Genomic DNA, 20,388 nt, shown 5'->3' with positions numbered 1-20,388 from the left:
CCGGCTCAAAGCTGGGCTTGAGGATGCGGGAAGGATCGGGGATGCGGACAGGACCAGGGAGGCTCGCCCTCGTCGCCGTGGCGGGCGCCGTCGTGGCGGCGGCCGGCTGCACCGAATTCTCCTACATCTCGAAGACCTATGTCGGCCTTCAGCCGCAGGTGGTCACGATCGGCTGCAACGACCCCTACGAGGTCTACGACCAGCGCCAGCAGCGCAAGGTCCTGATCGTCTCGAACTCCTTACGCGAGGTCGCCGGCTGCGGCCTGGAGGGCAAGGACCCGGCCCTGACCCGGCGGCGCCGCTTCTCGGAGGCCGCGGCGAGCTACCTGCGCGAGACGGCGCGGGAGACCTGCACCATCGTCGGCGAGACAGTGTTCACCGATCTCCAGACCGAGTTCGTCTATTCCTGCGCCGAGCCGATCGAGAAGCCCGGCACCAAGGTGCCGCGCCTTCCGGGCCGCTACTGAGGATCCTCGCCGTCGAGGGGCGGGTGCGGGAAGGTGCGCTCCGCCGCGTCGCCGGCCGCCGCGAGCATCGCCCGGGCGAAGCGGCGCGCCTCGGCCCGGTCGAGGGCGATCGCCGCCGTCACCGGCGCGCCGTCGAGGTCGGCGAGGTCGAGTTCGAGCCGCACGCCCGCCTCGGTCGGCGTCACCCGCAGGGTCCAGTCGCGATCGCTCATCCGTCCGCTTCAGCTGTTCGCGGGCGCAAAGGCCCAACCACCGGCCCTATAGACCAATTTCCGGACAGGTCGATGGGTCCGGCGCCGTTGACGGCACGACCGCCGCCGTGGTCGACCCGCGCCGGGAAAAGCCCCTGCTTCGAACCGAGGAATCGCAGATGAGCGAGATCGTCTTCCGCACCGGCGAGGCCACGGTGCTGGCCGCCGAGGGCCAGTACACCGACGCGATGCCGGAGGTGCTGATCGGCTCGGTGCGCGGTCCGGTCGGCCAGGCCTTCGCCTCGATGATGGGGCAGGTCCAGGGCCACACCCGCATGTTCGTGGTGCGCGACATCAACCAGCTGGTGCGCCCGGCCACGATGATGACCACCAAGGCGACGATCCACACCGCCGACTACGTCGAACTGCTCGGCGGCGTGGTCCAGGCCGCGACCGGCGACGCCATCGTCGATTGCATCATCGAGGGCATCCTGCCCCGCGACGGGCTCGACGAGCTGTGCATGATCATCATGATCTGGCTCGACCCGCGCTGCCCCGAGGATCCGAACCTCGACCGCCGGGATCTCTACCGCACCAATTACGAGGCGACGAAGCTCGCCATCGCCCGGGCGCTGAAGGGCGAGCCGACGGTCGACGAGCTGATCGCCAACCGCCGCACCGTGCGCCATTACGCTCTCGAGGGCGTGCTCGACGAAGAGGCCTAACAAGTGGTTTACGGCGGGCATCTGCGCAGTTGACCGCAGCTTGACAGCGCCGCAAGGTGCGCCGCCCGCCACCTCTGCCCTGCGCGCGGGCCGTCCATCACGCCTCGAGGCTGAACGATGCGTCCATTCCGCGCCGCGTTGATCCTGTCCGCCTGTGCCGTCCTGTCCGGCCCGGCTCTCGCGCAGCCGCAGACGCCGGCGGGCGGGCGCGCGGCCGCCCCGGCGCAACAAGCCATCACGGTCTGGGATGCCCGGATCGAGGCCGGCGACCTGACCGTCTCCGGCAGCGTCGGCAAGGCCGGGGTGGTCGTCACCCTCGACGACGACATCCCGGTCACCTCGGACAAGCGCGGACGCTTCACCCTGAAGGTGCCGTACGTGCCGCAGAACTGCGTCGCGACGCTCAAGGCCGGCGAGGCCTCGCGCGAGATCGCGGTGGCGAATTGCGGTGCCACCGGCGCCCCGGGCCCGAAGGGCGAGCCGGGCCCGACCGGGCCGCAGGGCATGGCCGGCCTCGCCGGCCCCCCCGGCCCGAAGGGCGAGCCCGGTCCCAAGGGGGATGCGGGGCCCAGGGGCGAGGCAGGACCGAAGGGAGATGCTGGCCCCAAGGGAGAGCCCGGGCCGCGGGGCGAGGCGGGCCCGAAGGGTGAGCCGGGCGCCCGCGGCGAGGCCGGTCCCGCCGGGCCGCAAGGGCCGGCAGGGCCGCAGGGGCCGGCCGGATCGGCGGGAGCGACGGCCGCCACGGCCACGGCCGCCCTGCCGTTCCGGATGCTGCGCACCGACGGTTGCGCCAAGCCGCATTGCGAGCTCGTCTGCGACGCGGGCGAGACCTTCGTGTCGGCCTATTGCCTGCGCGGGGGCAACCCGAACTTCACCCGCCGCGAGAGCGGCGAGGCCGTGGCTTTGTGCCCGTCGGACAGCTCGGGCATGGTCGGGTTCTGCGCGAAGCTGTAAGTCTTCGTTGATTCCACCACCGGCTTTCCCACCCTCCTCGTCATCCCGGCGCTCGGCGCAGCCGAGCCCCGGGATGACGAGGAGGGCTTCACATTGTCGAGGGAAGTCCGAAGCGCCGCTCCGTCAGCGCCCGCCCAACCACTCCAGCACCCCCTTCGCCGCGGCCCGGCCGCTGGCGAAGCTCGCCTGGAGCAGGTAGCCGCCGGTCGGCGCTTCCCAGTCCAGCATCTCGCCGGCGAGGAACGTGCCGGGCCGGCTGCGCAGCATGAAGCGCGCGTCGAGATCCGCGAAGGCGACGCCCCCGGCGCTGGAGATCGCCCGCTCGATCGGCCGCAGGCCGGTGAGCCGCAGCGGCACCGCCTTGATCAGGGCGGCGAGCGCGCCGGCCTCCGCCGGCAGGTCGCGCGCCGCCTCGCGCAGGAGGCCGGACGCCGGCGGGCTCAAGGACGCCGCCTTGCGCAGGATCGTGGCGCGGGATTCCTTCGGCCGCGCCCCGGCGAGCCGACGGGCGAGGGCGGCCTCGTCGAGGTCCGGCCGCAGGTCGAGGGCGACCACAGCCTCCCCCGTCGCTTCGATCGCCTCGCGGATCGGCCGCGACAGGGCGTAGATCGCGCCGCCCTCGATCCCGTCGCGCGTGATCACCGCCTCGCCCCGCACCTGTGTGGGGCCGAGACGGAGCGCGATGCGCTTGAGCGGGGCGCCGGCGAAGCGCTCGGCGAAGACCGGCGACCACGCGGCGGTGAAGCCCGCATTGGCCGGGCGCAGCGGGCTCACGGAAATTCCCTCCGCCGCCAGCACCGGCACCCAGGCGCCGTCGGAGCCGAGCCGCGGCCAGCTCGCGCCGCCGAGCGCCAGCACCGACGCGTCCACCGTCACGCGCTCCGGACCGTGCTCGCCCGCCAGAACCAGCGCGCCGTCGGCGTCCCAGCCGGTCCAGCGGGTGCGGGTGCGCAAGGTCACGCCGAGCCCGTCGAGCCGGGCGAGCCACGCCCGCAGCAGCGGCGAGGCCTTGAAGGCCTGCGGAAACACCCGGCCGCTCGACCCGACGAAGGTCGGTTGGCCCAAGGCCTCGCACCAGTCGCGCAGGGCCTGCGGCGGGAAGTCCCGGATCGCTGCGTCAAGGCGTCGCTCCGGCGGGGCGTAGCGGGCGAGGAAGCGCTCCAGCGGCTCGCTGTGGGTGAGATTGAGTCCGCCGCGCCCGGCGATCAGCAGCTTGCGGGCCGGCGACGGCATCCGCTCGATCACGGTGACCTGCAGGCCCGCCTCGGCCAGGATCTCGGCGGCGGCGAGCCCCGCGGGCCCGGCCCCGATCACCGCGACGGTCGCGGCCCCTCGCGCACTCGGTGTCGTCATGCGCGCCCCAAGGCCGCGACGCAGGGCTCCCTGTCAACCTGCCGCTGAGGCAGGATCGCGAAAATATGAGCGTGGCCGTCGGCCCCGGCCGCCCTTGATCCGCCGCCATCGGGGACATAAGTCCACTCAATCGGCTGCGGGCCCCTCTGGCGAGCTGCGCTTCTCGCGCTCGTGATGTCGGAGCCGATGCTTTCTTCCTCGAAGCATCACGGTCCCGCGATGGTCGATTTTCTGTATATGACGTGGCTCGGCAAGCCGATCTGGATGTGGCTGGGCTTCCACGCCGTCATCTTCGTCCTGCTCGCCCTCGATCTCGGTCTCCTGCATCGCGACAAGAGCCGCGAGATCGGCGTGAAGGAGAGCCTGCTCCTCACCGCCTTCTACCTCACCCTCGGCCTCCTCTTCGGCGGCTGGGTCTGGTGGTACATCGGCCCGCAGGCGGGCCAGGAATACCTTGCCGGCCTCGTGGTCGAGAAGTCGTTGTCGATGGACAACGTCTTCGTGATCGCGGTGATCTTCGGCTATCTCGGTATTCCCCGCAACGCGCAGCACCGGGTGCTCCTGTGGGGCATCCTGGCGGCGATCGTGCTGCGCGGCCTGATGATCGGGCTCGGCGCCGCCCTCGTCCATCAGGCCGAGTGGGTGCTGACGATCTTCGCCGCCTTCCTGATCTATGCCGGCATCAAGATGCTGGTTTCCGGCGAGGAGGAGGGCGAGAACAAGTCCGCCGACCGCTTCACCGGCTTCATGCGCAAGCACATGCGGGTGACGGACGAGCTCGACGGCCAGAACTTCACCACCCGCCGGCCCGATCCGAAGACCGGCAAGCCGGTGCTCTGGCTGACCCCGCTGGCGCTCGCGCTGGTGCTGGTGAACGGCGCCGACGTGATCTTCGCGGTCGACAGCGTCCCGGCGATCTTCGCCATCACCACCGACACCTACGTGGTCTACACCTCGAACATCTTCGCGATCCTCGGCCTTCGCGCGCTCTACTTCGCGCTGGCGGCGATGGTCGACCGGTTCGCCTACCTGAAGACGGCGCTCGCCGCGATCCTGATCTTCATCGGCCTGAAGATCGTTGTGGCGGACACGTTCGAGCTGGTCGAGATCCAGCCCTGGGTCGCCCTCGTGGTCACCGTGGTGCTGCTCGCCGCCGGCATCGTCTACAGCCTCTGGCGCACCCGCGGCGCGGCGGAGGCCCCCGCGGCCGTCCCGCCGGCGGTGGAGGTGCCGCGCGAGCGGCTCGGCAGCAGCCACGGGTGATTGAGGGGAGGGGGCGCTTGGGGCGCCCCTTTTTTTGTTCAGCGGGGCGTAGGGATCGCACCCATCCTTCTTCGCTTCGGGAGCCCGGGGTTTGATCCCGCAACAGGTCATTGACGGACCCTCCGCGTCATCCCGGGGCCGCGCAGCGGAACCCGGGATCCATAGCCGCTGAGGGTGTCGACTTGAGCGGAATGCGTGCCGACCTGTTCTGAAGCGTCAGCGTTTATGGATCCCGGGTTCTCGCCTTTCGGCGAGCCCCGGGATGACGCGGAGGGTTGTCACGAGACGGTCGGAGGGGCGATCAACCCACCCCCTAAAGCAAAGTTCCCTTCAGGATCACCAGCGCCACGGTGAAGTAGATCACCAGTCCCGACACGTCGACGAGCGTCGCGACGAACGGGGCCGAGGCGGTGGCGGGGTCGAAGCCGACGCGCTGGAGGATGAAGGGCAGCATCGAGCCGGTGAGCGAGCCGAACAGCACGATGCCGACCAGCGCCGTGCCGACGGTGGCGGCGACCAGGAACCAGTGCTCGCCGTAATCGTAGAAGCCGAGCTTCTGCCAGATCACGATCCGCACGACGCCGATCGCGCCGAGGATCGCCCCCAGCGTCAGGCCGGCCGGGATCTCGCGGAGCGCCACCCGCCACCAGTCGCCGAGCCGGACCTGATGCAGGGCCAGCGCCCGGATCAGCAGCGAGGTCGCCTGCGAGCCCGAATTGCCGCCCGAGCTCATGATCAGCGGGATGAACAGGGTCAGGACAAGGGCCTTCTCCAGTTCGCCCTCGAACCCCTGCATCGCGCTGGCGGTGAGCATCTCGGAGAGGAACAGCACGCAGAGCCAGCCGGCCCGCTTGCGGATCATGGTGAGGAAGTTGATCGACATGTAGGGCTCGTCGAGCGCCTCCATGCCGCCGAAGCGCTGCACGTCCTCGGTCTGCTTCTGGATCATCGCGTCGATCACGTCGTCGACGGTGACGATGCCGACGACGTGGTTGCTGGCATCGACCACCGGCACGGCGAGGAGGTCGTATTTCGAGATCAGGCGCGCCGCCTCGTCGCGGCTGGCATCGGCCGAGACCACCACCGGGCGGCGGTTCGGCGCCACCGACAGGATGTTGTCCTCCGGGTGGCCGGTGATCAGGCGGCGCAGCGGCACCGCCTTGGCCAGCGCTCCGGTGCGCGGATCGAGCACGAAGATCGAGTAGACGGTCTCGCGGGTCCGCTCGACCTTGCGGATGTAGTCGAGGGTGAGACCGACGGTCCAGGTCGTCGGCACCGCGACGAACTCGGTCGTCATGATCGAGCCGACGCTTTCCTCCGGATAGGCGATCAGCTTGTCGACGGCGCCACGGGTCTCGGCGTCGAGGCGGGCGCGCAGGTCCGAGCGGCCCGGCTCCTCGATCTCCCGGATCACGTCGGTGACCCGGTCGGCCGACATGCCCGACAGGAACGAGGCGACGCGGTCGCGCGGCAGCATCTCGATGATGTCGGGGGCGCAATCGAGCTCGGGCTGGTCCAGCACCTCGACGGCGCGCTCGTGCGGCAGGCTGAGCAGGATGGCGGCCGCCACCTCCGGCGCCTCCCGGTTCAGCGCCTCGACGATGTCGGGGGCGCTCTCCTCGGCGAGGCGCGCGGCGAGGGCGGCGGGCTCGACGGGGGCGTCGATCACGGTGTCGATCATGGCTCACCTTCGGGGCGCTGGCGTCGGCCGGCCGTCCCCGGCCGGTCGCGGTGAGCCGCCTCGGAGGCTAAGCGCGCGGGACCTCAGGCCGGAGACGGCAAGGGCGGTCGACTGTGACTGTCGCTCGGCATGGGGTTGCGGTTGTCCGGGGATGCTGCCGCGCGAAGGCGCGCCGCGAGCGGCCCGTCACTGCGCCGCGCCGCACGTCACGTCAAGAGGGGAACCGCGGGCGCCGGATCGGAATTCGTACCCGGGCACTCACCAGCCCGGAGCCTCCTGGAAACATTAGGAAAACTTCCAGGAGGCCGAACCGCCACGGGGGGCACGATGGCCACGACGCACGTCCGCACCTTCTCGGATTTCGCCGCCGCGGTCGCCCGGGCGGCGGGGCGTCCGGGCACCTTCGCGGCCAGCCTGCTCCTGATCGTGGTCTGGGCGCTGACCGGCCCGCTGTTCCACTACTCGGACACCTGGCAGCTGATCATCAACACCGGCACGACGATCGTGACGTTCCTGATGGTCTTCCTGATCCAGAACACCCAGAACCGCGACGGGGCGGCGATTCAGGCCAAGCTCGACGAGCTGATCCGAGCGAGCGCGGCCCAGAACGCCTATATCGGCATCGAGCACCTGACCGAGGAGGAACTCGACTCCTTGCGCGCGCGCTGCGAGGCGCGGGCGAAGGATTTTCGCCTCAGCGACGCGGCCGACGCCGCCCAGGAGACCGCCAACGCCAAGGCCGCGGCGGCGGCGCGGGCCGCGACGGGAGCGTGAGCGGAGTCACGCGCAGAGCTGGTGCTGCGTCTCGGCCTGGCAAATCTCCGTCTGGGACGCCTCGATCTCGTTGGCCATCATCCGGGCGAGGTGCAGGATGTCGGCGATCACGAAGGGCTTGGTGACGAAGATGCTGCCCGGCACCGCCGGGTGCCTCAGGTTGGCGGTGGTCGAGGAGTAGATCACCGGCCGGTGCGGCTGGATCTGCCGGTAGGCCTCGGCCACGCCCCAGCCGTCGACGAGGCCCGGCAGCCGGATGTCGGTGAGGAGCCAGTCGATCCGCGAACCGTGCTGGCGCAGCAGGGTCAGCGCCGCCTCGCCGCTCGACGCGGTCATCGTCGCGACGCCGTGCTGCTCGCAGAGCGTCACCAGCAGCTCGAGCAGCATGTAGCTGTCCTCGACGATCAGGACGCAGGGTTTCTGACCCGATTGGGCCGTCCAGGGCGGGGGCAGGGTCTCGGGCATCGGTTGTGAGAGAATCTCGATCGTCGATCCCGCGACGGTCGGCGGTCTTGGTTAACGAAGCGTCAACGACCGCGATCCCGCGATGTTGCGCGAATGCAACATGGGCCGGGCGTGCGTGACGACGGCCTCCCGCGCCGCAGCGTAGCCGTATTTTGCCGGTGTCTGGAGCTCGCCCCGCGCTCGTCGTCGGGGCTCGGCCTCAGGGCGGCGGGAGCCGCGCGGTCCCGCCGGGGGCGGGACCCCGTCAAGGTTGACGGAACCTTCGCTTAACCCGCCGGGACTATGGACGATCACGTGTCGTGAAGCGGCGTCGCCGGGCTCTTCGTGCGGCTCGGGCCTCGCCGGGTGCGGTCTCTCCTCGAGACCGCCAGAGGAGTTTTACGTCGATGCCGCTGCCGCTCGCGCCCCTGCGCGCGCTCAAGATCACCGCCGCCCTCGGGCTCGCCCTGTCGATGGCGGCCTGCGCGAGCAACAACGACCTCGCCGACGCCTCGGCGGCCTATGGCGCCGGCGGTGCCGGGGGCATGGGCGGCCGCGGCGGTCCCGCGACGCCGGGCAGCGCCCAGGACTTCGTGGTCAATATCGGCGACCGGGTCTTCTTCGAGTCCGACTCGACCGACCTGACCCCGACCGCCACCGCCACCCTCGACAAGCAGGCGCAGTGGCTGTCGCGCTACCCGCGCTACACGTTCCTGATCGAGGGCCACGCCGACGAGCGCGGCACCCGCGAGTACAACTTCTCCCTCGGCGCCCGCCGCGCGCAGGCGGTGCGGGACTACCTCGCCTCCCGGGGCATCGGCTCGAACCGCATGCGCACCGTCTCCTACGGCAAGGAGCGCCCGGTCGCGGTCTGCAACGACATCTCGTGCTGGTCGCAGAACCGCCGCGCCGTCACGGTGCTGGACGGCGGCGCCGGCTCGTGAGGCCGGGGCGGCGCGAGCCGCCCTGTTCTCAACAAGGAAGAAGCGGCGCGAGCCGCCCAGTTCTCAATGAGGAAGAAGCGGCGCGAGCCGCCCTGTTCTCAACGAGGAGGAAGCGGCGCGGGCCGCCCTCGTTCGAAGCAGGAAGGGGTGGCGAAGGCCGCCCCGATTCCGGTGGACGGCGCGGACCGCGCCGTCCCTTTTGCCCGGAGCCGCGGCATCTGCTAACCCGCGCTCCCGAGTGCGGACCTGCCGCCTGACCCGAGCCGTGATGCGCCCCGCCATGCTTCGCCGCCTGCTCCTCGCCCCTCTCGCCGTCTCAGGCCTGGCCCTCGCCGCCGCGTGCCCGGCCGCGGCTCAGGATGCCGCCGAGTTCGTGGTGCGCCTCAACCGCCTGGAGAACCAGTCGCGCCAGATGGCGGGCCAGATCGAATCGCTCCAGTACGAGAACCGCCAGCTCAAGGAGCAGCTGCGCAAGTTCCAGGAGGATGTCGAGTTCCGCTTCCAGGAGCAGAAGGGCGGCCAGAAGCCGGCGGCCGCGACGCCGCAGGGCAAGCCCCAGAAGCGCAGCGACGCCTTCGATCCGTCCCAGAATCCCGGTGCCCCGGGCGCGCCGCAGGCGCTTGGAGGGGGGCCGCAGGCGCTCGGCAGTACGACGGGCTCGGGCGCCGCCACGCCCTCGCCGGCGCCGCGCAACGCGGCGGCCGCTCCCGCGACCCCGAACACCACCGCCGCCCTCGCCGCACCCCGCGCGGCGATCGAGGACGAGACGCCCGATTACGGCGAGCCCGTGGACCTGCGCCCGCCGTCCCGCCCGGCCGCCACCGCTCCGGCGGCGGCGCCGCGGCCCTCGGCCAGCGTCGCCGCCACGGGAAGCGGCGATGCGAAGGCGGATTACGAGACAGCCTACGCCTACGTGCTGCAGCGCCAGTACGAGCAGGCCGAGATGAGCCTGCGTCAGTTCATCCAGTCGCATCCCCGCGACGCCCTGGTGCCGGACGCGACCTACTGGCTCGGCGAGAGCTACCTGCAGCGCAACCGCACCCGCGAAGCGGCCGAGCAGTTCCTGAAGGTCTCGACCGACTACGCCCGCTCGCGCAAGGCGCCTGACGCGATGCTGAAGCTCGGCGCCTCGCTCAACGCGCTCGGCGCCCGCGAGCAGGCCTGCGCCACCCTGGCCGAGCTGGAGCGCAAGTTCCCGCAGGCCTCCTCGACGGTGAAGCAGGGCGTCGACCGGGAGCAGCGGCGCGCGCGCTGCGCGGCGTGAGCGCCTGTCCGACTCGAAGAGGCTCTGAGACGCAAGATGTGAGCCGCCCGGACGGGGCGTCTCCTGACACCCCCCTCGGCCAGGCCGAGAGCGCCGCGCTCCTGGAGCCCTGGATCGGCCCCGGTACGGCTTACCGGGGCGCCGTGCTGGCGGTGTCCGGCGGACCCGATTCGACGGCGCTGATGGGCTGCGCCGCCCTCGCTCAAAGCTGCGCCGCCTGGACCGGGCGCGGATTCCCCCTCGTCGTCGCCACCGTCGATCACGGCCTGCGTCCCGGCTCGGCCGCGGAAGCCGACGGGGTCGCGGGCCTCGCCGCCCGGCTCGGCCTCAAGCACCGGATCCTCGCCTGGACCGGCCCGAAGCCGACGGCGCGCCTCCAGGAAGCGGCGCGGGCGGCCCGCTACCGTCTGCTCGCCGAACTCGCCCGGGAGACGGGCGCCGATCTCGTCCTCACCGCCCACACCCTCGACGATCAGGCCGAGACCGTGCTGATGCGCCTCTGCGCCGGATCCGGTCCCGCCGGCCTGTCCGGGATGGCGCCGGCCCGCACCCTCGACGGGCTCGCCCTCGGGCGGCCTTTCCTGAGCGTCCCGAAGGCCCGGCTCGTCGCCACCTGCGCGGAGAGGGGTTGGCCCTTCGTGCGCGACCCCTCCAACGCCGATCCGCGCTTCGGCCGCGCCCGCCTGCGTCGCCTGCTGCCGCTGCTCGCCGAGGAGGGCCTGACCGCGGAGCGCCTCGCCCGCCTCGCCGGGCGCCTGCGCCGCGACGAGGCGGCCCTGAGCGACGCCGCCGGGGCGGCGCTGCGCGATCTCCGCCGGCCCGCTTCGGGCGGGAAGGGGTGCCTCGTCCTCGACGGCGCCGGCCTCGCGGCCCTGCCGGAGGCGGTGGCCCTGCGGGTCGTGGGCCTCGCCGTCGCGGCCGTGCAAGGCGCCGCCAAGCAAGCGGAGGCCTCGCCCTACCCGCCGCGCCTGGAGCGGCTGGAGCGGATCGTGCTGGGCGAGATCCTCCCGGCCCTGCGGTCGGGCGCTTCCTGCCGGCGCACGCTCGCGGGCCTCCTCCTGGCGGCCGGTCGCGGCAGGCTGGCTTTCAGCCCAGCGCGGCCGCGCCGACAGCCCCCGTCATGACGTTCGGGTGAGCCGGGACGCGCGCGGCGCCGCAGGCGCGGGCGATTACTTGGCAAGCACCGGGCGGGTGCCTACATTGCGGTCCGAGTGCCGGTGCCCACCCAGCACGCCCGCCCGGTACCGCGCTCCTCAGGGATTGACTCTTCGATGAACCCCAATTTCCGCAATTTCGCCCTGTGGGTCGTCATCTTCCTGCTGGTGCTGGCCCTCGTGACCCTGTTCCAGAACCCGGGTCACCGCTCGGGCGGCGGGGAGATCGCCTACAGCCAGCTCCTGAACGACGCCGAGGCGGGCCGCATCCAGAACGTGGTCATCTCCGGCCAGGAGGTGAGCGGCACCTACACGAGCGGCGGCACCTTCACGACCTACGCGCCGAACGATCCGTCGCTGGTGTCGAAGCTCCAGGGCAAGGGCGTGACCATCACCGCCCGTCCGCCCTCCGACAACACGCCGTGGTTCATCGCGCTGCTGGTCAACTGGCTGCCGATCCTGGTGTTCATCGGGGCCTGGATCTTCCTGTCGCGCCAGATGCAGTCGGGCGCTGGCCGGGCCATGGGCTTCGGCAAGTCCAAGGCGAAGCTCCTGACCGAGGCGCATGGCCGCGTGACCTTCGAGGACGTGGCGGGCGTCGACGAGGCCAAGGAGGACCTGCAGGAGATCGTCGAGTTCCTGCGCGACCCGCAGAAGTTCCAGCGCCTCGGCGGCCGGATCCCGCGCGGCGTGCTGCTGGTCGGCCCCCCCGGCACCGGCAAGACCCTGATCGCCCGGGCGGTCGCGGGCGAGGCCAACGTGCCGTTCTTCACCATCTCGGGGTCGGACTTCGTCGAGATGTTCGTCGGCGTCGGCGCCAGCCGCGTCCGCGACATGTTCGACCAGGCGAAGAAGAACGCCCCCTGCATCATCTTCATCGACGAGATCGACGCCGTCGGTCGCCACCGCGGCGCGGGCCTGGGCGGCGGCAACGACGAGCGCGAGCAGACCCTCAACCAGCTCCTCGTCGAGATGGACGGCTTCGAGGCCAACGAGGGCATCATCATCATCGCGGCGACCAACCGCCCCGACGTGCTCGATCCGGCGCTGCTGCGTCCCGGCCGCTTCGACCGCCAGATCATCGTGCCGAACCCGGACGTGATCGGCCGCGAGCGCATCCTGCGCGTCCACGTCCGCAAGGTGCCGCTCTCGCCCGACGTCGACCTGAAGGTGATCGCCCGCGGCACTCCCGGCTTCTCGGGCGCCGACCTGATGAACCTCGTCAACGAGGCGGCCCTGCTGGCGGCCCGCCGCGGCAAGCGCATCGTCACGATGCACGAGTTCGAGGACGCCAAGGACAAGGTGATGATGGGCGCCGAGCGGCGCACCCTCGTCATGACCGAGGACGAGAAGCGGCTCACCGCCTATCACGAGGGCGGCCACGCCATCGTGGCCTTCAACGTCCCGGCGACCGATCCCGTCCACAAGGCGACGATCATCCCCCGCGGCCGGGCGCTCGGCATGGTCATGCAGCTGCCGGAGCGCGACAAGCTGTCGATGTCCTTCGAGCAGATGACCTCGCGCCTCGCCATCATGATGGGCGGCCGCGTCGCCGAGGAGATGATCTTCGGCCACGACAAGGTCACCTCCGGCGCCCAGTCGGACATCGAGCAGGCGACCCGTCTCGCCCGCATGATGGTCACCCGCTGGGGCTTCAGCCCTGAGCTCGGCACCGTTGCCTACGGCGAGAACAATGACGAGGTCTTCCTCGGCATGCAGGTCAACCGGCAGCAGAACGTGTCGGAGGCCACCGCCCAGAAGATCGACGCCGAGGTCCGCCGCCTGGTCGAGGCCGGCCTGCAGGATGCCCGCCGCATCCTCGACGAGCGCAAGGCGGATCTCGAGGCGCTCGCCCGCGGCCTGCTCGAGTACGAGACCCTGTCCGGCGACGAGATCCGCGACCTCCTCGACGGCAAGCCCCCGGTGCGCGACGCCGGCGACTACCCGACCAACCCGAGCCGCGGCTCGCCGGTCCCCTCCGCGGGCCGCGGCCGGCCGCGGGAGAACGATGGCGGTTACGAGCCGCAGCCGCAGGCCTGAGCGGCGCGGAATCCACACCGCTCGGCGAAGTTGACAAGGGGCGGCGGGAGCGATCCCGCCGCCCCTTGTCGTTGCAGAGCAGCCTCAAAATAACCCAGACGCCATGTGACGGCGGTTTCGAGTGGCGGCACCGGCCTTGCGCGGCGTCGCTCGCCGGCGGCCGGGATGGCCCGGAACGGGACAGGGAGAACACAGCCGTGCGCAAGTATTTCGGGACCGACGGCATCCGGGGCCGGGCTAACGGCGTCATCACGCCGGAACTCGCGCTCAAGGTGGGACAGGCCGCCGGCCTCGTGTTCCAGCGCGGGGACCATCGCCATCGCGTCGTGATCGGCAAGGACACCCGCCTGTCGGGCTACATGATCGAGACCGCGCTCATTGCCGGGTTCACCTCGGTCGGGATGGACGTACTGCAGCTCGGCCCGATGCCGACCCCGGCCGTCGCGATGCTGACGCGCTCGATGCGCGCCGATATCGGGGTGATGATCTCGGCCTCGCACAACCCGTTCGAGGATAACGGCATCAAGCTCTTCGGGCCCGACGGGTTCAAGCTCTCCGACGAGGTCGAGCGCGAGATCGAGCGCCTGATCGATTCGAGCCTGCACACGCGGCTCGCCGGCTCCAACGACCTCGGCCGGGCCAAGCGCATCGAGAGCGTGCACGCCCGCTACATCGAGTTCGCCAAGCGCACCCTGCCGCGCACCCTGACGCTCGACGGCCTGCGCGTGGTGGTGGACTGCGCCAACGGCGCCGCCTACCGGGTCGCGCCCGAGACCCTGTGGGAGCTCGGCGCCGAGGTGATCGCCATCGGCACCGAGCCGGACGGCTTCAACATCAACCGCGACGTCGGCTCGACGGCGCCGGAGGCCCTCGTCGCCAAGGTGCGCGAATTGCGCGCCGATATCGGCATCGCGCTCGACGGCGACGCCGACCGGGTGCTGGTGGTCGACGAGAAGGGCCAGCGGGTCGACGGCGACCAGCTGATGGCGGTGGTCGCCCGCTCCTGGCAGGAGGACGACCGCCTGTCCAAGAACGGCATCGTCGCCACCATCATGTCGAATCTCGGCCTCGAGCGCTATCTCGGGGGCCTCGGCCTCGGCATGGTACGCACCGCCGTCGGCGACCGCTACGTGCTGGAGCACATGCGCGAGCACGGCTACAATCTCGGCGGCGAGCAATCCGGCCACATCATCATGTCGGATTACGCCACCACCGGCGACGGGCTGGTGGCGGCGCTTCAGCTGCTGTCGGTGGTCCAGCGCCAGCAGCGCCCGGTGAGCGAGGTCTGCCATTGCTTCGACCCGCTGCCGCAGGTGCTCAAGAACGTGCGCTACGGCACCGGCGGCGAGCCCCTGCGCCAGGATTCCGTCGTCACCGCCATCGAGGGCGCGCGGCAGCGCCTGGGCGAGGGCGGGCGCCTCGTCATCCGGCCCTCCGGCACCGAGCCCGTGATCCGGGTGATGGCCGAGGGCGACGACCGCGACCTCGTGGTGCGGGTGGTCGACGACGTCGTCGAGGCCCTGCGCAAGGTCGCGGCCTGATCGCGACCGGACCGGGACGGAGGCGAGGTCCTCCGTCCCCGTATTACACCCGCAACGCGAGCGATCGACGACGCTGCCCGTATGACTGGCGCATTCCGCGACCGCATCTTCGGGCACGGTCTGACGGTGCAGCCCAATCAATCAACTGCAACACTTTCTCAGCCCTAAGGCTTAACGTTAAGCGCGGGTTTACCGAACCCGGCGACAGTCGTGACGTCTTCCAGAACGGCCGCCCGACCCACTCGCGGCCCTTCACACAAGGAACCGTCATGGGCCGCAGCAAGCCACTCGCGCTGGCGCGCATCATCACGCTCGCTGCGAGCGTGGCCGCGCCGGGGCTCGTTCACGCCGCCGACCTCCTGCCGCCTCCGCCCCCGCCGCTGCCGCCCCCGCCGGTCGAGTTCGGCGGCGGCTGGTACCTGCGCGGCGATGTCGGCGCCAGCATCTACACCCGGCCGAAGCTCTCGACCGTGCCGAGCCCGGACGTCGTCAACTACTACAACAGCGATCTCGGGGCCGGCGGTTTCGCGGGCATCGGCGTGGGCTACCAGTTCAATTCCTGGCTGCGCGGCGACGTGACCGGCGAGTACCGCTTCTCCAGCGGCTTCCGCACCAACGACCGCATCAAGTCGTCCTACTCGACCTACGACGAGGCCGGCCTGCGCCGCGACCACGACGAGACCACCTACGAGACCACCAACGGCAACTACTCGGCCGCGGTCGTCCTGGTGAACGGCTACGCCGATCTCGGCACCTATTACGGCGTCACGCCGTTCATCGGCGCCGGCGTCGGCGCGGCGTTCCACCGCTTCTCCGGCCTGTCGGAGACGAGCCAGATCACCGGCAGCTATACCTACCCGGATTATCCGGACGTGAAGCCGTTCGGCTACCAGAACATCAGCGGCGGCACCTACAAGACCCAGATGAAGACGAGCTTCGCCTGGGCTCTGCACGCCGGCTTGTCCTACGCCGTCACCCCGAACCTGAAGCTCGAGCTGGCCTACCGTTACCTCAACCTCGGCGAGGGCAGCACCGGCGTGCTGAACTGCTTCTGCGGCAGTACCCTGACCCCGATCAAGGTCAAGGACATCGAGGCCCACGACATCAAGCTCGGCATGCGCTGGATGTTCGGCGCGCCGGTGCTCGCTGCCGCCTACGAGCCGCCGCCGCCCCCGATGGTGCCGCTGGTGCGCAAGTACTGAGACCCACGATCCGTCTCCGGCGCATCGGCGCCGGAGACGGCAGCGGCAGACCGTTAGGGTTAAGTCTCCGCTCATTGTATTACGTTACGTCAATGATCGGGCAGATGGTCCCACTCCCAGTTTCGCGTAATTCGCCCCGGCCCAGGAGCCGATGGGGCAGGAAAGGGCGCCCCATGGCACGGTTCGGTCTCTCTCTCCCGGTCGCGGCCCTCGGGCTCGGCCTCGTCGGCGCGCCCGCGCTCGCCGCCGATCTGCTGCCGCCACCTCCGCCGCCGCCGCCGCCTGCCGCCCCGGTGGAGATCGGCTCCGGCTGGTACCTGCGCGGCGACTACACGATGAGCGACTTCCGCCACCCGAAGGACGACACCTTGCCGGGTACCGAGGGCGCCAAGCTCGTGGGATTTCGCCTCGGCAACACCGACGGCTATGGCGGCGGCATCGGCTACCGCTTCAACAGCTTCCTGCGCGCCGACGTCACCGTCGATGGGCGCACCCGCAGCCGCTTCCGCGACTATTCCTCGCGCACCAACTTCGTCGAGGGCTTCAACACCGAGGCCGGCAAGCTCGACGTCCTGACCGGCCTGTTCAACGTCTACGTCGATCTCGGCACGTGGTGGGGCTTCACCCCCTATATCGGCGCCGGCGTCGGCATGGCGAGCAACCGCTTCCACGATGCCTGGACCGGCACGACCTGCTTCACCACCGCCTGCGGCAGCGGCGTCGACGGCACCTACAAGCTCGGGGCGCAAGGCTACGACCCCCGCGCCAACCACACGGCGATCGGGCTCGCCTGGGCGGCGATGGCGGGCATCTCCTACGAGATCGGCGCCGGCGTGAGCGTCGATGCGAGCTACCGCTATCTCGATCTCGGGAAGGCCCGTACCGGTTTCGACGCCTACAACCAGAACACCCGCATCAAGGACATCGCCGCCAACGAGTTCCGGGTCGGCCTGCGCTGGGCCTTCGGCAACGGCCTCGCCCTGCCGGGCCTCGGCGGCCTGACGTACTGAGATCGATCGCCGGACGATCGTCGTCCGGTGATCGTCTCACGGGCCCTTCGGATCCGCCCGACAGCCTTCACACCCTCCGCGTCATTCCGGGGCCGCGCAGCGGAGCCCGGAATCCAGAGACTCAGGTCATTCAGAACAGAGCGGAACGCCTCCCGCTTCATTCTGCATTACCCGCGGTTCTGGATTCCGGGCTCCGCTCCGCGGCCCCGGAATGACATGGAGGGTGTGCCTTCAGTCACGGCCGAGCCGGCAGGTTCTTGGAAGCCCGTCCACCGCTTTGCGCTCGCCATGCGCCCGAGACGGCCAGTGGCCCGCACCCGACGGCTTCTGGCCACCGGTCCGCTGCGCTAGTGATGGCGCGGTGAGCGCCGGGCCAGGGGGCCCGGCCAGACCGGAGACACCGCATGGCCGCGCTTGACCGGATCCTCAACGACATCGACCGCGACCTCGACAATTCCCTGGAGCGGCTGTTCGCCTTCCTGCGCATCCAGTCGATCTCGACCGATCCGGCCTACGCGGCGGAGTGCCGGAAGGCGGCGGAGTGGCTGAAGGGCGACCTCGCCGCCATGGGCTTCGAGACGTCCCTGCGCGAGACCGGCGGCCATCCGGTGGTGCTCGGCCACTACCCCAAGCCCGGCGCGCCGCACGTGCTGTTCTACGGCCATTACGACGTGCAGCCGGTCGATCCCCTGGACGAGTGGGAGACGCCGCCCTTCGAGCCGCGCATGGCGGTGCTGGCCAACGGCCGCAAGGTCATCAGCGCGCGGGGCGCCTGCGACGATAAGGGCCAGGTGATGACCTTCGTCGAGGCCTGCCGCGCCTTCAAGGCGATCGACGGCGAGTTGCCGGTCGGCGTCACGATCCTGATCGAGGGCGCGGAGGAGGACGGCTCGAAGTTCCTGCCCGAGTGGGTCGCGGCGAACCGCGACGAGCTGAAGGCCGATGTGGCGCTCGTCTGCGACACCGGGATGTGGGACCGCGACACCCCGGCGATCACCTCGTCCCTGCGGGGGCTCGCCTATTTCGAGGTCACGGTCGCTTGCGCCGACCGCGACCTGCATTCGGGCCTGTTCGGGGGCGCGGCCGCCAATCCGATCCGGGTGCTCTCGCGCATCATCGCCGACCTGCACGACGACCAGGGCCGGGTGACCGTGCAGGGCTTCTACGACGGCGTGCACGAGACGCCTGCGGAGGTTCTGGAGCAGTGGCGCGGCCTCGACCTGACCCCGGAGAGCTTCCTCGGCACCGTCGGCCTGAACCGGCCGGCCGGCGAGCGCGACCGGATGCTGATCGAGCAGATCCAGTCCCGCCCGACCTGCGACGCCAACGGCATCATCGGCGGCTATACCGGCGAGGGCACCAAGACGGTGATCGCCGCGAAGGCGAGCGCCAAGATCTCGTTCCGCCTCGTCGGCGACCAGGATCCGGAGGCCCTCGACCGCAACTTCCGCGCCTTCGTCCAGGAGCGCATCCCGGCCGATTGCAAGGCCGAGGTCGTCACCCACAAGGGCTCGCGGGCTCTCGCCCTGCCCCACGGCATGCCGGCGCTGGAGGCCGCCAAGGGCGCGCTCGCCGAGGAGTGGGGGAGGGCCCCGGTGACGATCGGGTCGGGCGGCTCGATCCCGATCGTCGGCGACTTCAAGCGCACGCTGGGCCTCGACACCCTGCTGGTCGGATTCGGCCTCGACGACGACCGGGTGCACTCGCCGAACGAGAAGTACGACCTGCAGAGCTTCCACAAGGGCACGCGCTCCTGGGCGCGCATCCTGGCGGCGCTGGCGAAGTAGGGACGGACCTGCCGCCGGGCGACCGGCGGCAGGTAACCCCCTGGCGCGTCACCGTCGAAAGGAGGCCGGACATGCAGCAGAAGGTCATCGGTCTGATCGGCGGGATGAGCTGGGAGAGCTCGGCCGAATACTACCGCATCATCAACGAGACGGTTCGCGCCCGCCTCGGGGGCCTGCGCTCCGCGCGCTGCCTGATGTGGTCGTTCGATTTCGGCGAGATCGAGGCCTTGCAGCATGCCGGGCGCTGGGACGAGGCGGCCGACGAACTGATCGCGGCCGCCCGGCGCTTGGAGCGGGGCGGGGCGGACTTCGTGGTGATCTGCACCAACACCATGCACCGCATGGCCGACGAGGTGCAGGCGGCGATCGGCCTGCCGCTGCTGCATATCGCCGATCCGACCGCCGAGCGGATCCGCGCCGCCGGCCTGTCCCGGATCGGCCTCCTCGGCACCGCCTTCACCATGGAGCAGGATTTCTACAAGGGCCGCCTCGCGGCGCGCCACGGCCTCGACGTGCTGGTGCCGGGCGCCGACGATCGTGCAATGGTCCACCGGGTGATCTACGAGGAACTGGTCCAGGGCCGGGCAAAGCCGGCCTCGCGCGAGGCCTACCGGGCGGTCATCGCCCGGCTCGTCGAGCGGGGCGCGCAAGCGGTCATCCTCGGCTGCACCGAGATCATGCTGCTGGTGCGGCCGGAGGACAGCTCGGTGCCGCTCTTCGACACCACGGTGCTGCATGCCGAGGCGGCGGTGGAGCGGGCGTTGATGGGCCTACAACCGGCCTGACCGATCATGATCGCCAGCGCTTTCCCTAACGGTAAGGAGGCTTTTCGGCCTGATCGGTCGCGTGGTAAATTTCCGGCTGGAGGGTATCCTGAAAGATCACGATGATCGATTCTCTCGACATTGACCCAGACGACGATGTCGAGATCGTTCTGGTGGTCGAAGGTGCGTTCGGCATCACGATCAGCGAAGGCGAGGCTGAAAAGTGCGAGACGGTCGGCGATCTCTTCGAGGTCGTCCGGGCGCATGTGCCGATGGTCGAGCGAAGCGATGATCTGCCATGTCTGACCGCAAGGGCCTTCTACGCGCTTCGACGGGCGATCCTGCTACGGCACCCGGATCGCGACCTCCGCCCCGAGACCTATCTCACGCGCTTCGCGGGCACGCGCGACCACGCGGGCTGGCACGCTCACCTCGTCGCTGAGACCGGTCTAAATATCCCCAGCCCCTCCATCTCCGGCCGTGTGCTGGGCACCGGTTTCGCCGCCTTCGCGCTGGCTGCCGCAGTGACCGGCAAGATGCTCGGTGATGGCGGCCAAGTCCTGGCGGCATGCTTGCTCGAAGGTGCCGTGATCGTGGCGCTGGTCCGCCGTTACGCGCCACCATCATGGGAGGCGGCGAGCACCCTGGGCGATCTTGCGCGGGGGGCTGCCTTGCAGAGCATAGCTCAGGTTGTCGCGGGGCACGGCGCCATCCGTCGCCGTGAGGCGTGGGGCGCACTCGTCACCGTGCTTCGCCCCTATGCCCGGCGGACCGGGCGGATCGGTCCCGACACGCGGTTCTTCGCGCCGGGCCGGTGAGGGTTGCGCCTC

19 protein-coding genes are annotated in these 20,388 nt (G+C 70.6%); 15 read left to right on the top strand and 4 right to left on the bottom strand.

The window, feature by feature from the left end; all coding sequences use genetic code 11:
- Positions 1-41 precede the first annotated feature (41 nt).
- Positions 42-467, top strand: a complete 426-nt coding sequence (locus DK412_RS28805) for a hypothetical protein (RefSeq protein ID WP_109974782.1) — start codon at positions 42-44, stop codon at positions 465-467.
- Here DK412_RS28805 and DK412_RS28800 read toward each other — a convergent pair.
- Positions 461-679, bottom strand: a complete 219-nt coding sequence (locus tag DK412_RS28800) for a hypothetical protein (protein ID WP_109974781.1) — start codon at positions 677-679, stop codon at positions 461-463. The genes DK412_RS28805 and DK412_RS28800 overlap by 7 nt on opposite strands.
- 158 nt (positions 680-837) lie before the next feature.
- Between DK412_RS28800 and DK412_RS28795 the strand changes: the two genes are divergently transcribed.
- Both DK412_RS28795 and DK412_RS28790 read left to right on the top strand, forming a co-directional pair.
- Entirely contained in the window at positions 838-1,383 is a 546-nt protein-coding gene (locus DK412_RS28795; RefSeq protein ID WP_109974780.1) for a formaldehyde-activating enzyme, read from the top strand.
- Between the two features lie 117 nt (positions 1,384-1,500).
- Complete coding sequence (locus DK412_RS28790) at positions 1,501-2,337, top strand: collagen-like protein (protein ID WP_109974779.1); 837 nt, start codon at positions 1,501-1,503, stop codon at positions 2,335-2,337.
- A gap of 123 nt (positions 2,338-2,460) precedes the next feature.
- On the opposite strand, the gene DK412_RS28785 is transcribed toward DK412_RS28790, so the two are convergent.
- Positions 2,461-3,690 (bottom strand): TIGR03862 family flavoprotein, encoded by a 1,230-nt coding sequence (locus DK412_RS28785; RefSeq protein WP_109974778.1) that lies wholly within the window; start codon positions 3,688-3,690, stop codon positions 2,461-2,463.
- Positions 3,691-3,909: 219 nt separating this feature from the next.
- On the opposite strand from DK412_RS28785, the gene DK412_RS28780 reads away from it, so the two are divergent.
- A complete protein-coding gene (locus DK412_RS28780; protein WP_109974777.1) occupies positions 3,910-4,953 on the top strand; it encodes a TerC family protein in 1,044 nt (347 codons plus the stop codon).
- Positions 4,954-5,266: 313 nt separating this feature from the next.
- Here the strand turns inward: DK412_RS28780 and mgtE are convergent, their stop codons facing one another.
- Complete coding sequence (mgtE, locus tag DK412_RS28775) at positions 5,267-6,634, bottom strand: magnesium transporter (protein ID WP_109974776.1); 1,368 nt, start codon at positions 6,632-6,634, stop codon at positions 5,267-5,269.
- 327 nt (positions 6,635-6,961) lie between these two features.
- On the opposite strand from mgtE, the gene DK412_RS28770 reads away from it, so the two are divergent.
- Positions 6,962-7,408: a low affinity iron permease family protein gene (locus tag DK412_RS28770; RefSeq protein WP_109974775.1), complete on the top strand. Its 447-nt coding sequence runs from the start codon at positions 6,962-6,964 to the stop codon at positions 7,406-7,408.
- Between the two features lie 6 nt (positions 7,409-7,414).
- Here DK412_RS28770 and DK412_RS28765 read toward each other — a convergent pair whose 3' ends face one another.
- The gene (locus DK412_RS28765; protein WP_109974774.1) at positions 7,415-7,873 is read right to left on the bottom strand and encodes a response regulator; all 459 of its coding nucleotides are present in this window, start codon (positions 7,871-7,873) and stop codon (positions 7,415-7,417) included.
- 386 nt (positions 7,874-8,259) lie between these two features.
- Here DK412_RS28765 and pal point away from each other — a divergent pair, with 386 nt between their 5' ends.
- The 10 genes from pal to DK412_RS28715 all read left to right on the top strand — a co-directional run bounded on the left by pal (position 8,260) and on the right by DK412_RS28715 (position 20,376).
- A complete protein-coding gene (gene pal, locus DK412_RS28760) occupies positions 8,260-8,796 on the top strand; it encodes a peptidoglycan-associated lipoprotein Pal (RefSeq protein WP_109974773.1) in 537 nt (178 codons plus the stop codon).
- 280 nt (positions 8,797-9,076) lie between these two features.
- The gene (gene ybgF / locus DK412_RS28755) at positions 9,077-10,060 is read left to right on the top strand and encodes a tol-pal system protein YbgF (RefSeq protein ID WP_109975556.1); all 984 of its coding nucleotides are present in this window, start codon (positions 9,077-9,079) and stop codon (positions 10,058-10,060) included.
- A 38-nt stretch (positions 10,061-10,098) separates the two neighbouring features.
- Positions 10,099-11,184: a tRNA lysidine(34) synthetase TilS gene (gene tilS / locus DK412_RS28750; protein ID WP_109974772.1), complete on the top strand. Its 1,086-nt coding sequence runs from the start codon at positions 10,099-10,101 to the stop codon at positions 11,182-11,184.
- 147 nt (positions 11,185-11,331) lie between these two features.
- A complete protein-coding gene (gene ftsH, locus DK412_RS28745; RefSeq protein WP_093566823.1) occupies positions 11,332-13,254 on the top strand; it encodes an ATP-dependent zinc metalloprotease FtsH in 1,923 nt (640 codons plus the stop codon).
- 197 nt (positions 13,255-13,451) lie between these two features.
- A complete protein-coding gene (gene glmM / locus DK412_RS28740; RefSeq protein ID WP_109974771.1) occupies positions 13,452-14,795 on the top strand; it encodes a phosphoglucosamine mutase in 1,344 nt (447 codons plus the stop codon).
- Between the two features lie 269 nt (positions 14,796-15,064).
- Positions 15,065-15,997, top strand: a complete 933-nt coding sequence (locus tag DK412_RS28735; protein ID WP_109974770.1) for an outer membrane beta-barrel protein — start codon at positions 15,065-15,067, stop codon at positions 15,995-15,997.
- Between the two features lie 173 nt (positions 15,998-16,170).
- Complete coding sequence (locus tag DK412_RS28730) at positions 16,171-17,007, top strand: outer membrane beta-barrel protein (RefSeq protein ID WP_109974769.1); 837 nt, start codon at positions 16,171-16,173, stop codon at positions 17,005-17,007.
- Positions 17,008-17,411: 404 nt separating this feature from the next.
- Positions 17,412-18,794 (top strand): M20/M25/M40 family metallo-hydrolase, encoded by a 1,383-nt coding sequence (locus tag DK412_RS28725; protein WP_109974768.1) that lies wholly within the window; start codon positions 17,412-17,414, stop codon positions 18,792-18,794.
- A 71-nt stretch (positions 18,795-18,865) separates the two neighbouring features.
- The gene (locus tag DK412_RS28720) at positions 18,866-19,579 is read left to right on the top strand and encodes an aspartate/glutamate racemase family protein (protein ID WP_109974767.1); all 714 of its coding nucleotides are present in this window, start codon (positions 18,866-18,868) and stop codon (positions 19,577-19,579) included.
- Positions 19,580-19,680: 101 nt separating this feature from the next.
- Positions 19,681-20,376, top strand: a complete 696-nt coding sequence (locus tag DK412_RS28715; RefSeq protein WP_109974766.1) for a hypothetical protein — start codon at positions 19,681-19,683, stop codon at positions 20,374-20,376.
- The last annotated feature ends 12 nt before the right edge of the window (positions 20,377-20,388 follow it).

The sequence above is a fragment of the Methylobacterium sp. 17Sr1-1 genome (genome assembly GCF_003173775.1).
GTDB lineage: Bacteria > Pseudomonadota > Alphaproteobacteria > Rhizobiales > Beijerinckiaceae > Methylobacterium.
Note: the sequence above shows the minus strand (reverse complement) of the source record. Positions and strands in the feature narration are given on the sequence as shown.